At 47.6% G+C, this 13,569-nt stretch carries 12 protein-coding genes; all 12 read left to right on the top strand.

From position 1 onward, the window contains the following. Positions 1-44: 44 nt before the first annotated feature. The 12 genes from COV52_01465 to ygbF all read left to right on the top strand — a co-directional run bounded on the left by COV52_01465 (position 45) and on the right by ygbF (position 13,544). Positions 45-1,955 (top strand): molecular chaperone HtpG, encoded by a 1,911-nt coding sequence (locus tag COV52_01465; GenBank protein ID PIR11923.1) that lies wholly within the window; start codon positions 45-47, stop codon positions 1,953-1,955. Positions 1,956-2,165: 210 nt separating this feature from the next. After that, the gene (locus COV52_01460) at positions 2,166-3,287 is read left to right on the top strand and encodes a mechanosensitive ion channel protein MscS (protein ID PIR11922.1); all 1,122 of its coding nucleotides are present in this window, start codon (positions 2,166-2,168) and stop codon (positions 3,285-3,287) included. A 59-nt stretch (positions 3,288-3,346) separates the two neighbouring features. After that, complete coding sequence (locus COV52_01455; GenBank protein PIR11921.1) at positions 3,347-4,456, top strand: hypothetical protein; 1,110 nt, start codon at positions 3,347-3,349, stop codon at positions 4,454-4,456. Positions 4,457-4,534: 78 nt separating this feature from the next. Then, on the top strand, positions 4,535-6,991 hold the full coding sequence (locus COV52_01450) for a hypothetical protein (GenBank protein PIR11920.1): 2,457 nt from the start codon (positions 4,535-4,537) through the stop codon (positions 6,989-6,991). 69 nt (positions 6,992-7,060) lie between these two features. Then, positions 7,061-7,540, top strand: a complete 480-nt coding sequence (locus COV52_01445) for a hypothetical protein (GenBank protein ID PIR11919.1) — start codon at positions 7,061-7,063, stop codon at positions 7,538-7,540. An 80-nt stretch (positions 7,541-7,620) separates the two neighbouring features. Beyond that, complete coding sequence (locus COV52_01440; protein ID PIR11918.1) at positions 7,621-8,643, top strand: Holliday junction branch migration DNA helicase RuvB; 1,023 nt, start codon at positions 7,621-7,623, stop codon at positions 8,641-8,643. Between the two features lie 250 nt (positions 8,644-8,893). After that, positions 8,894-9,598 carry a protein TolQ gene (tolQ, locus tag COV52_01435; protein ID PIR11917.1) on the top strand — a complete coding sequence of 235 codons (705 nt, stop codon included), beginning with the start codon at positions 8,894-8,896 and terminating at the stop codon, positions 9,596-9,598. Continuing rightward, on the top strand, positions 9,588-10,037 hold the full coding sequence (gene tolR / locus COV52_01430; protein PIR11916.1) for a protein TolR: 450 nt from the start codon (positions 9,588-9,590) through the stop codon (positions 10,035-10,037). Before tolQ ends, tolR begins: the two co-directional genes overlap by 11 nt. Then, positions 10,018-10,875: a protein TolA gene (gene tolA, locus COV52_01425; GenBank protein ID PIR11915.1), complete on the top strand. Its 858-nt coding sequence runs from the start codon at positions 10,018-10,020 to the stop codon at positions 10,873-10,875. The genes tolR and tolA overlap by 20 nt, the downstream gene beginning before the upstream one ends. Continuing rightward, positions 10,872-12,164: a hypothetical protein gene (locus COV52_01420; protein PIR11914.1), complete on the top strand. Its 1,293-nt coding sequence runs from the start codon at positions 10,872-10,874 to the stop codon at positions 12,162-12,164. Before tolA ends, COV52_01420 begins: the two co-directional genes overlap by 4 nt. After that, positions 12,161-12,613, top strand: coding sequence for a hypothetical protein (locus tag COV52_01415; protein PIR11913.1), 453 nt, complete (start codon positions 12,161-12,163; stop codon positions 12,611-12,613). The genes COV52_01420 and COV52_01415 overlap by 4 nt, the downstream gene beginning before the upstream one ends. A 34-nt stretch (positions 12,614-12,647) precedes the next feature. Beyond that, the gene (gene ygbF, locus COV52_01410; GenBank protein ID PIR11912.1) at positions 12,648-13,544 is read left to right on the top strand and encodes a tol-pal system protein YbgF; all 897 of its coding nucleotides are present in this window, start codon (positions 12,648-12,650) and stop codon (positions 13,542-13,544) included. Positions 13,545-13,569: the final 25 nt, after the last annotated feature.

Here is a 13,569-nt window from a genome sequence, read left to right as displayed (position 1 = left end):
TCATCCCCATCTTGAATAGCAAGCACAACAGTAGGAGTTACATCATGAGCGTAGACGCCCAAAAAGAACATTTAGGTTTTCAGGCTGAAGTCAGCCGTCTGCTGGACTTGGTGGCCAAGTCTTTATATTCCAACTCAGAGATTTTCTTAAGGGAGTTGGTTTCCAATGCCTCGGATGCGGCGGATAAATTGCGCTACTTGGCTTTAGAAGATCCGGCACTGTTTGAGGGTGATGGTGAGCTCAAAATTTGGCTAACACTAGACAAAGACGCGAAAACCTTGACGATACGCGATAACGGTATCGGTATGAGCCGTGAAGAAGTTATTGAAAATTTGGGCACGATTGCCAAATCAGGCACCAAAGCTTTTTTGGATCAGTTGGCAGCGTCGAAAGATAAAGTTGACTCTCAGTTGATCGGCCAGTTTGGTGTGGGCTTCTATTCGGCTTTTGTTGTCGCTGATAAGGTTGAAGTAATCACGCGTCGCGCGGGTTTAACGTCTGAGCACGGTGTGAAATGGGTTTCTGATGGTAAAGAAGGTTATACGCTGGAAAATGTGGCTTGTGATACGCGCGGTACGGCCATTACCTTGCATTTGAATAAAGACAGTGAAGACTTTTTGGATGAGTACCGTCTGCGTTCTATCGTGAAAAAGTACTCGGATCACATCACGCTGCCGATCATGATGGAAAAATCTGCTGAAAATGCTGATGATGAGGATAAGAAAGATAAGAAAAAAGAGAAAGCCGTTGAGTGGGAGCAGGTTAACCGCGCTACCGCACTGTGGATGATGCCAAAGTCTGATATCAAAGATGATGAGTACGAAGAGCTCTATAAGCATATTTCACACGATTTTGAGGGCCCACTGGCGTGGTCGCACAATAAAGTCGAGGGTAAGCTTGAATACACCAGCTTGTTGTATGTGCCTAAACGTGCGCCGTTTGATTTGTATCAACGTGAGCAAGCGCGTGGCTTGAAGTTGTATGTGCAGCGCGTGTTTATCATGGATAATGCCGAGCAATTTATGCCGATGTATTTACGTTTTGTGAAGGGCATTATTGATTCCAATGATTTACCGTTGAATATCTCGCGTGAGATTTTGCAATCGGATCGCACGGTGGAGTCAATCAAGGCTGCGCTCACGAAACGTGTGTTGGATATGCTCGAGAAAATGGCGAAAAATGAGCCTCAAAAATATGACGAATGCTGGCAAGTGTTTGGCAAAGTGTTGAAGGAGGGACCGGCTGAAGATTTCACTAACCGTGAGCGTATCGCTAAATTGTTGCGTTTTGCCACCACACACACTGACAGCGAAAAACAAACCGTCTCGTTGGAAGATTATGTGGCACGCATGCCAGAATCTCAAACGAAAATTTACTACGTGAGTGCTGAGAGCTTTCAGGCTGCGCAGCATTCACCGCACTTGGAAATTTTCCGTAAAAAAGGCATTGAAGTCTTGTTGTTGTCAGAGCCTGTGGATGAATGGTTGGTCTCTCACTTAATGGAATTTGAAGGTAAGTCTTTGCACTCTGTGGCGCGTGGTGATTTGGATTTGGGCGATATGGATGACAAAGAAACCAAGGAACAGCAGAAAGAAGCGGAAAAAACCTATGAATCGACCTTGAAACAAGCCAAAGAAGTGTTGGGCGAGGCGGTGAAAGAGGTGCGCTTAACGCACCGCCTCACGGATTCACCAGCGTGTGTGGTGGCCGATGAAAACGATATGAATGCCAATATGCAACGCATTATGGCTGCAATGGGCCAGGCCATGCCAGAGGTGAAGCCGATTTTAGAGCTGAACCCTGGGCATGCCTTGATCAAGCGTTTGCGTGATGAGGCGGATGATGCGCGATTTGCGGATTTGGCGCACATTTTATTCGATCAGTCGGTGCTGGCTGAAGGCGGGCAGCTCAAAGACCCGGCGAGTTTTGTGAAGCGCGTGAATAAATTGCTGTAAACAAGCCTGTCCTTTTGTGTTTAGACAATCTTATTTCAAGGACGCCGTAAACCCATCCCTGGGGGCTCTGGGTTCGGCATCCTGCCTCACACAGCCTTGAAACAACATCGTCTAAACACTGTGTCCAGGCAAGCGATCCGCTGGCTTGGGCTTGTTTTCCCTAAGTCTTTTCGTTACGCTCAGTTTATCGATGAATAAGTGAGGTAGGGCATGGCGCAAGCCGCGTTGCAATCGGCAACACAAAAAATCGTTTGGTTACAAACTCAACCTGTGATCGTCAGGTCTCTGGTTGAGGTGTTGATCATCTTAGTCATTGTCATGGTTGCTTGTGCACTTGAGTTGCTTATTTATCGTCGATTACTGTCACGCTCTTTGGCCACCTCGCGTTTGTGGGATGATGTGTTGCTTAAAGCCCTGCATAGGCCTTTGCAATTACTGATTCTCGTGGTGGGCTTGTGTTACTGCATTGATGTATTCGACGCGAGTTTCACGAGCGTATCTTTTTTAGCCTTCACAAATTTTATCCGAAAAATCATCGTGATATTTACCGTGCTTTGGGCGGCGTTGCGGTTTGGCAAAGGCTTGGAGTGTAATATCTTAGACCCCTCGCGCCATAAAAAAGTGGATAAGGCTACTGCCTTTGCAGTTAATCGCCTGTTTCGCATCGCAGCTTTTTTTATTGGTGCCATTGCGATTATGCAATTGGTCGGCGTACCGTTTTCAGCCTTGCTCGCGTTTGGTGGTGCGGGTGCGTTGGCGTTTAGTTTTGCGGCCAAAGACAGTTTGGCCAATGTGTTTGGTGGTTTGATGCTGTATATCGAGCATCCCTTCGCTATGGGTGATTGGATTTTAATCATCGATAAGAATATTGAGGGTGTGGTTGATGGCATCGGCTGGCGCTCAACGCGTATTATTAATTTCGATAAACGCCCAATTTTTGTGCCGAATTCAGTGTTTACCACTTCGTCTGTCATGAACTGTACGCGCATGGCCAATCGCCGTATGGTCACCGCGTTGACACTGCGCTATCAAGATGCCGATAAAATCCCGGCGATTCGTGATGAGGTGTATGAGTATATTCGCAATCACCATGGCATTGACCCCAAGCAAGCGGTACAGGTCTTCTTTAACGAATTTGGCGATTCTTCGATCAATATACGCGTGGCGGCGTTTTCTAAAACCACTGACTCCGTCGAGTTTGGTCTGCTCCAGCAAGAGATTTACCTGAAAATGATAGACATTGTGACCCGCCATGGTGCGGATTTTGCCTTCCCAACCCAGACTTTAGATGTGCCCAAGGCGTTTACCATGACTGTGCCTGATCACACATAGGGCTTGCCGGCCTTCGGCGCACTTGATACTCTTTTTTAAGGTTTTTTAAGGGGGGTATCATGTACCTTTTAGCCTCTGCAATCTCACAGAAAATCGCATGGCTCGATGCTGAGCCTATGCTCACGCGATCCTTGGTTGAGGTGGTTATCATCCTGGTATTAACCAGTACCTTGCTGCTGACTCAAGTCGCTGTGTTTGGTGTGCTGTTTCGAAAATTTGAGCGCTCTAAAAGGGTTTGGGATGAAATTATTATTTATTCCTTCAATAGGCCGCTGCAGCTCCTTGTTTTGGCGTTTGGCTTGACCTATTGTTTGGATGTCCTGGCTGCGTATTTCCCCCACATTTTGGTCCATAAATACACCATTTTTTTGCGCGACTTAAGTGCTGTGGTTGCGATTATCTGGTTTATGTATCGCTTCACGCGAGACATGGAAGCGCACATTTTGAATCCTGACCGTGCGCATGTGCTTGATAAGGCTTCAGCCTTTGCGCTGAATCGTATTTTTAGAATAGTCATCTTCTTTGCTGTTATTTTGGGGATTTTAAAGTTAGTGGGAGTGCCTTTTTCGGACGTTTTGACCTTGGGTGGCGTCGGTGCATTGGTCTTAAGTTTTGCAGCTAAAGACACGTTGGGTAACTTCTTCGGTGGTTTGATGTTGTATTTTGAGCGCCCCTTTTCTGTGGGGGATTATATCGTGCTTGATAACAAAAAAATCGAAGGCACCGTGGCCAATATCGGTTTTCGATCAACCCACTTGATTACCTTGAGTACTCAGCCAATGTTCGTGCCGAATTCTTTTTTCTCAACTTCTGCAGTGATCAATAAAACCCGTATGAGCCACCGCTACTTAAATCTTAACCTGACCTTGCGGTATCAAGACATTGATAAGCTGCCTTTGATCGCAGCGGATGTGGAAAAAATGTTAGCCGGTTACCCTTCGATTGATTTGAATAAACAAACTCCGCGTGCGTATTTTAGCGCATTTTCTCAATCTTCTGTGGATATCAATATTACGGCGTATTCGACGACAACCTCCGGCGCAGATTTCGTCAGAATTCAGCAGGATATTTATATGCGCCTGGGTGAATTGGTCAAGCGCCACGGTGCTGAGTTTGCATTCCCCACGCAAACCTTGGAAGTTCACACTGAGCCTGCGCCAAAAGAATAATTTTTTCTGATTTCGGTAATAATTCCTTAAGGGGCATGGTTTAAGATCTCATTATTAAAGAATAATGAAGGGGCGGATATGTACGAAAAAATGAGCGTGCCACCGAGTGTGAACGTAGTGATAGCCTTAGATACTGACTGCACCCTGACGACCGGTATCCCAGATGCGTTGCCGACGACTCTGAGAGAGCGTCTTGAACGGGCGCGTTTCAACGTGGATGATGTGCTTTTAACGACACGCTATCCAGATAGGAATCATGACGATCATGATGAGCTTATCCCATCTGATATGTACTGCCCTAATAGGTATCAGATCACGGCGTTTATACAGTTGGCCAAGATGGCGGGTATCGTTGTTGTGTGTGCTTCTAATAAGGTGGAGCATAGCGAGGCTGACTCGAGGTTCATGTATGACGATCAGTTGGCTTTTTATCGGCATTTTTTTCCAGAAAGGCTTGCGTCTGAACTTTGCCGCACTGCAGCTCAAGTTGCGAAACGATATGAGGCTATTTTAAAATCAAGGCCGCAGTTTCAATCAGATGATGCTAACGGTGTTCGGGATCATGGTAAGCTTGATATCATCAGAGCGATTAAAGCGCTCTATCCCGATTCGCGCGTGTTATTGGTCGATGACACGGTAGAATATAACCCTTCGGATGAAAAATTTCGGGCATCAAAATTTCCTGACGAGCCTGCGCCAGAGTATGCGTTTTTTCAAATGTCTTCTCGTCGAAGCCATAACCGTTCTTTTGACAATGCCGAGTATCTTCGTGTTCTTCTTGAATTAATGAGCCCAGAAAAGCTTTACTATTTATTAGATCAGCCCGATGCTTCAATAATAAAATCTGAAGTTCGTCGAGAGTTTGCATTCAACCCTGTTTTACTCAAAGCGTTGCGTCAATGTAAGGTTTTTACTTCTTTGATACAAAGCACCCATCAGCTTAAGGAGCCGTTGGCCCGTGCTGCTGAAATTATCGAAGCGATTGAGGCTGCCAATCATTCAGACAGTTTGCGTCGTGCATTATTGCTGATCGTCTTTGAAGAGTTTGCCTTACCACTTGCTAAAGCGCTTAGCAAGCAGAGCGCTTCGGATGATATTCGAACACTTTCAGTTTCAGATGGGGCGGCTCAAAATAAAGCTGAGCGGCTTAGCAGGCCTCGAAAACTTCTTGATGAGCTCTTTGGTTTATTTCATACGCCAGCTCGCCTTTCCATCAATGAGTTTACTGCGTATTTTCGCCATACACACTGTGCAGCGAAAGATCGGGATGAGGCGTGGCTTTTTATCGAATTGTGTCGCGCCAATCCACAGTGGCGTGACATGAATACGGTTATCGATGCTCAATTGCGTGATATGGCATTCAATGAGTGTGACAGCCCAATGTTTCTGCAATCTTTGGATGGTTTTTCGTATCTTCTCGCTTGCAGGGTTGGCGAAGAAACTTATGAGAACGAGCTGAAATCTTTATCTTCGTCGCTTAAGGCAATTGTATCTAAGTACGAAAAAAGCCTTAAAGAGGCTCTCTCTTCAAACCATCAAACGTATATTATCGATCCCGAAACAGTGGCTGAGCTTGTCGTTGAGGTATTTAATTCTGTTTTAACGCAGAAAAAGTTTTTAAAAGCACTCTCTGGGGGTTTGGATGGCGTGCTTGGTGCAGGCTTTTTTAAATATTCGCCTCAAACGGTGATGGTCTTGTTTGTGAATTTAATCGTGTGGCCTGTGTTGAATCAGGCTTTAACGGAAAAGCTTGGTGGCGATGCTGATGCTGCCCGCTTTATTTTGCGAGGCACCTTCAAGACGCTGGCCCGATTGAATAAGTTTGAGCCGAGCGGAGAGGCTTACGTTGCTCATGCTATGGTGGCTCATCTTTTACAAAATAGCCCCAAGTCAGACACATTTAAGCAGAGATATTTAATATTAATGATGAGCTTGTTGCCCACTCAAACGGCGAGTTTGTCTGGTGTTTTTGAAAGAGGCCTGTCTCATTGCGTAAGCTTTGTGCCTCCACAAGCTTCCGGTGACGAGCCTGTTATCAGCGCCCCGAGGCATCCTGCTTTAGAGCAGTACGATCTGCTTCGTATGAAAGAAGGTATTATAGATCGGCAGAGTGCAGAGATCTTGATTCAAACTAATAGAGCGGGCAAGGCTGATGATCGTGCTAGCAGAGCAGAGCGCCAAGGGCGCATTCGCACGGGGTGCCAGCGTTTTGGTGTGAGACTGGGGGTTCACTATGGCGTCGACACCCTGATTAGTCTCATCATGGTGGGCGTGCTTTATGCTGCCGATTTGCCGGGTTATGCGCTTTTAGTGTTGTTTGAGGTGTTAGGGCCTTTCATTTCAGCGGGTATTCACACCGGTGTTGCAGAAGGAACAAAGTGTGGAGGACTGGCTGAGAAGAGAATGCTTAAGCTGTCAGAACCTTGCTGGGCACGGTGTTTCGGGCGATCCAGACCGGAACAAGCGCTTGCCGACGCTGGAGCCACTCATGCTGATGCTGATACTGATACTTATGGGGCGCCGAATATAGTTTAGAGGTGGCGAGCTATCTTTTGCCTGGCGTTGTGTTAAAATTGTTCAAAACAACCAAGGGGGGAGTGGATCATGTTAAAAAAACTATCGGCAATATTACTGACGTCGGGTTGCTTATTGGTGCCGGCACTGCAGGCAAAGACCAGCTATTTGTTCACGCAGATTGGCCAGCAAGTGACGGTGAAGCCTTGTGCTCGCAAGCACTGTGATTACACGATTTTAATGACGGGCCTGACCCGAGATGAAGTGACGTATTTTAGTGATAGACCTAAGCATTTTACCGGTGCGATCACGATTGAAAAATTCATGGCAAATTGGTCTAAGGGTGAAGATAGCTTTGCAAAAGATCATCCGAACGCGAGCTTTGTGTACTTTGATAATCGTAATCAGATCACGCAAGACGTTGTCCGTTTGAGTCAGCCAAAATTTGACAAGGTGAATCATAGCCTCCAATACAATGTTAAGATGATCGGTAAGGGCCGTATTCAACCCGGTACGTATCAGCACCCAGTATTGTTTATTGATCCAGGTTGGAACCCTAACGCTTTTTAAATCCTATCGTTATTGCAACTGAGCGCCATTGGCGATTAACACAAAATCCGCTAAACTAGCTCAAGTTTAGCGGATTTTTTATGATTGAATCAGACCGACTTATCACAGCCGAGCTTAGCCCAGACGACGAAGTGGTGGATCGCGCCATTCGGCCCAAGCGCTTATGCGATTACCGCGGCCAGCCTGAGGTGGCCGAGCAGCTCGGTATTTTTATCGAGGCGGCGAGAAAGCGCGGCGACTCCTTAGACCATGTTTTGATTTTTGGCCCGCCGGGTTTGGGCAAAACCACGCTCGCACATATTATCGCGTATGAAATGGGGGTGAGCCTTCGCCAAACATCTGGGCCGGTGCTTGAAAAAGCTGGCGACTTGGCCGCGCTTTTGACCAATTTGGAAAAAGGTGATGTTTTATTTATCGACGAAATTCACCGCTTAAGCCCCGTGATCGAAGAGATTTTATACCCTGCCATGGAAGATTGTCAGTTGGATATCATGATCGGCGAGGGGCCTGCGGCGCGTTCGATCAAACTTGAGCTGCCTTCATTCACCTTGGTGGGCGCAACCACAAAAGCGGGCAACTTAACGTCACCTTTGCGCGATCGCTTTGGTATCGTGCACCGCTTGGAATTTTATTCAGCGAGCGATTTGGCGGATATCGTCAAACGCTCGGCGCATTTATTGAAGATGACCATGGATGAAGGTGGTGCGCACGAAGTGGCACGTCGTTCGCGCGGCACACCGCGCATCGCTAATCGCTTACTGCGCCGTGTGCGTGATTACGCGGAAGTCAAAGCCAATGGCGAAGTCTGTGAGGCAGTGGCTAAAGCGGCCTTGGATATGCTCAAGGTTGACCAGGAAGGTTTTGATGTGATGGATCGCAAGATCTTGGAAGCCGTGATCCATAAATTCGACGGCGGCCCCGTGGGCGTCGAGAGTATGGCGGCGGCTATTGGTGAAGAGCGCGGCACCATCGAGGATGTGATCGAGCCGTATTTGATTCAGCAAGGTTTTATGATGCGCACTCCAAGAGGGCGTGTGGTCACCGCGCGCGCCTACGCGCATTTGGGCTTGGATGCGCCTAAGCGCGGAGCCGAGTTGCTTTAGGGTATAAGTTCGATAATACGGGTTCACTACTTTTTCTGAATGCCGCCTATCCTTTTTGTATTTAAGCATTAGCCTTTCAAGGACGCCGTAAAGCCATCCCTGGCGGCTCTGGGTTCGGCTTTCTGCCCACACAGCCTTGAAAGGCTAACGCTCAAACACAGCGGCTAGGCTGTTTTTATGCCTCATTCTCCGTTTGATTTTACGAAGCCTCGGTGATACTGTTTTGCAATAGCCGAAGCAGGGGGTTATCGTGACTTGGCAGCAACCGTTTTCCCATTATTTAAATACATCGAGCTTAGTGGTTCAGTTGGTTTTGTTGATTTTGGTCGTCGCATCGATTATTTCGTGGACGATTATTTTTCAGCGCTGGTTTGCGCTGGGTCGCGCTAAACGTGCGAACCGCCGTTTCGAGCGTCAAATTTTAAAGCAAGCTAATTTCGATGATCTCTTGGCGCTCATCGATAAAAAACCGAAAAAAACGCAAGCCCTTGCGTTGATCTTTCGTGAAGGTTTTAAAGAGTGGCAACGTATCGAGCATGAAAATTTGTCGCATGCGGAAAAAATGGACTGTGTGATGCGCATGATGCGTGTGCACGCAAGCTATGAAGAAGAAGAGCTAGAGGCAAACTTGCCGATGTTGGCGACCATTGGTTCAGTCAGTCCTTATATTGGTTTGTTCGGTACGGTCTGGGGCATTATGATGTCTTTTCATTCTTTGGGCGGTGCAGAGCAAGTCACGATTTCGATGGTAGCGCCCGGCATTTCTGAAGCGTTGATTGCCACAGCACTCGGCTTGTTCGCAGCGATTCCTGCTGTCGTGTTTTATAATCGCTACGCGGCCATGGTCGATCAAATTGTTCACCGCTTTGATATTTTTCAAGATGAATTTGTCAGTTTATTAACGCGTAAACAAACGCAAGGTGAGAAGAGCGATGCGGTCGAACATGAGGCGTAATCGTCGCACGCGACGGTTCATGTCACAAATCAATGTGGTGCCCTACATCGATGTGATGTTGGTCTTGCTCGTGATTTTTATGATCACCGCGCCACTGATGACACAAGGCATTCATGTCAACTTACCCAATGCAAAAGCCAAGGTGATTCCTTTGAAACAGCATGTGCCAATCGTGGTCTCCGTTGATCGCGTGGGGCATTTTTATGTGAATGTGTCGCCCACGCCAACAACGCCAATTTCTGCGGAAAATCTGGTGAATCTGGTGGCGGCAGAGTTAGCGGTAGATCGAGAACAAAATACGCCTCGACCGGTGTTTGTTAAAGGCGATCAGTCCGTCAGCTATGGCAAGGTGGTGGAAGCGATGGCCCTCCTGCAAAAAGCGGGTGCACCATCAGTGGGTTTGCTAACAAGGACACCTGATGATGTTCCAAGCACGTAAACGCAAAACCGGTTTTTCATTGATCTTGTCGTTAATTGTTAACGCGGTTGTGATTCTTTTATTGTTAGGTGGTGCGGCCGGTGTGCTGTATCAACATCAGTCGCAAAAAAAGCAACAGCTTGAAGCTGAGCCTAAAATTGTGCAGGCCGTGGCGGTGAATCAAGCGGATGTGGAACAACAGATTCATGCGATTAAAGCGCAGCGTCAAGCTGAGAAGCAAGCCCAACTTGATTGGAAAAATCAGCTGCAACAGCAGGCGCAACAAGCGAAAAGTACCTTGAGTAAAACCAAAGAGCAACAAGCCCAGGCTAATGCGAATTTGGCACGCCTGGCCTTGCTTAAGCAAAAAGCGGAAAGTGCACTGAATACGCTAAAATCTCAAAGTGCAGCGCTGTCGAAAAACAAAGCTTTGGTCGAGCAAGAGCTCAGTGAAACACAGGCGCAGTTGAAACAATCCTTGAGTCAGGCAGAGCGTGCAAAACTTGAGGCCAAGTTGTATGAAGAGCAGGCGAAAAAACGCGCCTTAGAACAGCAAAAGTTTGATAACCAAATCGCGAAGTTTAAAACCTTGATCGAAAATGCCATAGAACGTCAGTGGTTATTGCCACCGAATGCGAAAAAAACCATGAGCTGTACACTGGCCTTAACGCTGGATCCTTATGGTAAAGTTCAATCGGTGAAGGTGATGCAATCCAGCGGTGACCCGGTGTTGGATCGCTCAGCCGTGACAGCCGTGTTAAAGGCTTCGCCTTTGCCTGTCCCATCATCGCCGATTCTGTTGAAAGAATTTCGAACCATAACCATTACATTAAAGCCTGAAGGGGTGGTGGGCGCATGAAGCGTTATTGGATTGTGCTATTGTGTTGCTTGCCAGTGGTCGCGCTGGCTGATGTGAGTTTGCAAGTCACTAAAGGGGTGCATGGCGCTTTGCCGATTGGTGTTGAACATTTTGTTGCACAAGGTTCGGTTAAAACTGGCGATCTTTCCAGTATTATTGCTGATGATTTAGAAAACTCTGGCCAGTTTGATGTGATGCGTGTTGATGGCAAAGCCCCGGCCACAGATATATTTTGGCAGCAAGAAAAAGTGAATGCCGTGTTGCGCGGCCAAGTCAGTGCGCAGGGTAATAATCAGTATCAGGTGGAGTATGTCTTAACGGCGGCGTACACAAATCCAAGTGAGAAAGCCCAAGATAACCAAGCGGCTTTTGGTGTGGATAGCGGTACCGTCTTGGCAGAAGGTCAGTTTTTAGTTTCGCAGGCTGACTTGCGCACTACCGCACATCGTATTAGCAACCAAATCTATCAAAAACTTTTAGGCGAAAAGGGACCGTTTTTGTCGCGCTTGGCCTTTGTTTCAGTCAAACACTTGGATGGCAATCGAGTGCAGTTTCAATTGATGGTATCAGACTATGATGGGCAGAATGCTAGCATTGTTTACACTTCGCCAGAACCGATTTTAACACCGGCCTGGTCCCCTGATGGCTCTAGTCTCGTATTTGTGGCTTATAACTTAGGCCGCTCGGCGGTGTATTTGGATGATTTGAAAAATAAAAGTTTACGTGTACTTACGCAGTTTCCCGGGGTGAATATTGCGCCGCGTTTTAGTGCCGATGGTAAGACTGTGTATATGAGCTTGGCCAGAGAGGCTGGTGTGAATATTTATGCTTTAAACCTTGCCTCTGGTGCCTTGGCAGCTGTGACTCAAGGTTTGTCAGTCAAAACATCGGCGGTGCCTTTGAATGCGCAATCGTTTTATCTGACCTCTACGTCAGGTGGTTCGCCGCAAGTGTATCGTTGCAACAGTGCGACACAGGCCTTTTCGCGTGTCAGTTTTGATGGCGATGCCACCATGGCGCCGGATTATCGTGCGGGCACTTTGGTTTATTTGCAAAGAAACGGCAGTGATTACCAAATCATGCGGTTTAAAGGTGGTGAGTCAGAATCGGTAAGCGCCAAGGGTCAAATCTTTCCGGGCACGTTATCGCCGAATGCTCACATGATGGTGTATGGTCGAATGATCAACGGACAGCGTCGTTTGGTGCTAACCAGCTTAGACAGCGCGCATCAAGTGCTGCTACCTGCGCTGGATGGTGATTTGCGTTACCCTGTGTGGTCTTGGTCATGAGGAGAGTCATCATGCGTTGTCTTTTTATCGTGCTCACGGCTGTGTTACTTGCGGCGTGTTCTCGAAGTCAAAACCCGAATGAGCCGGCAGCCGCGAGCTTGCCCGCGCCGAAGTCAGGGCAGTGGAATTACCATGTCAAAGCCATTATTCCTTTTTCATGCCAGACCGTGTTGTTATCGAAAGCGGCGAATCAGCAGCTAAGCACGATTGCACAAGATCTTTTGGGCGATAAATCACCGATTGTGCTTCAAAGCATTACGCCTGCGGACGGTAGTGAGGCGGTGAATGTGGCTCAGTCGTATCAACGTGCGCAAGCGGTTGCCAATAATTTGGCGGTGCAGGGTGTGGAAATGTCGCGTATCAAACTTGAGAGTTTTGGCGGCAGCTACAGCATGCCCGATCAGCCTGTGACGGGCTGCGAGGTTGTGCTTTTAAGCGCTTCACGCTAAAGTTCGATCAGTGGTTATTTTTCTGGAGTCTCTTATGAGAAAAGTGTTGGTCTTGATTGTGGCCATGTTGCCCGTATTAGCTTTGGCGGATGCGCCGGTTTCGTCAGTATCGGCTAGCAATCATTCAGCTGTGACATCGAGCGTTTTACAACAGCAAGCCGAGAACTTGATACAAATGAACTTGCCGCAACAAATTGCGCAGTTGTCTCAAAGTGTACAAGACCTTCGCGGCATGGTCGAAATGCAGGGGCATGAAATCCAAGCCTTGCAAACTGCAGTGCAGTCTCTGACAGGTAAAACTTTGCCAAGTTTGTCGAGTGAGCAAGTGAGTTCCGACACGGCGGCCTTAAATACTCCCACAAGCACAAACGAGTCTGTTGATGAGGGCTTGAGCAGCTCCATCAGTCAGATGATGAGTCCGGCCTTGTCACATAACGAAGAGCAACAAATGGTGGCTGCTAATAAAGCTGCCGCAAGCTCGAGCGCTGCTGCGCCTTCGCAAACCGCCAATGCCGGTGATTCAACGAAAGCTTCTGCACCTGCCAGTAAAGAGGCGCAGCTTTACGAAGCGGCAAAAGCTCAAATCGACAGTAAAAACTACTCAGCCGCTATTAAAGGTATGAATGCTTATTTGTCGCAATACCCAGCAGGTCAGTATGCTGCGAACGCTTATTACTGGTTGGGCGAGTTGTATATGATTTCTGGCGATAATCAAAAAGCCAATGATGCTTTCACGACTGTGGTGAGCAACTACCCGAAATCGGGCAAGGTGCAAGACGCTATGCTCAAACTCGGCATGCTGGCCATGAGTAATCAGGATTATGTGAGCGCGAAGAAAACCTTTAACACATTGATTAAGCAATATCCGGATACGCCGGCTGCTCGTGTGGCGAGCAAGCAGCTTGATCAGTTGGCGCAGGCAGGCTATTAAGCTTGCGTAAAGCCGGGGTGGGTTG

Source organism: Gammaproteobacteria bacterium CG11_big_fil_rev_8_21_14_0_20_46_22 (assembly GCA_002796245.1).
Classification (GTDB): domain Bacteria; phylum Pseudomonadota; class Gammaproteobacteria; order UBA12402; family UBA12402; genus 1-14-0-20-46-22.
Note: the sequence above shows the minus strand (reverse complement) of the source record. Positions and strands in the feature narration are given on the sequence as shown.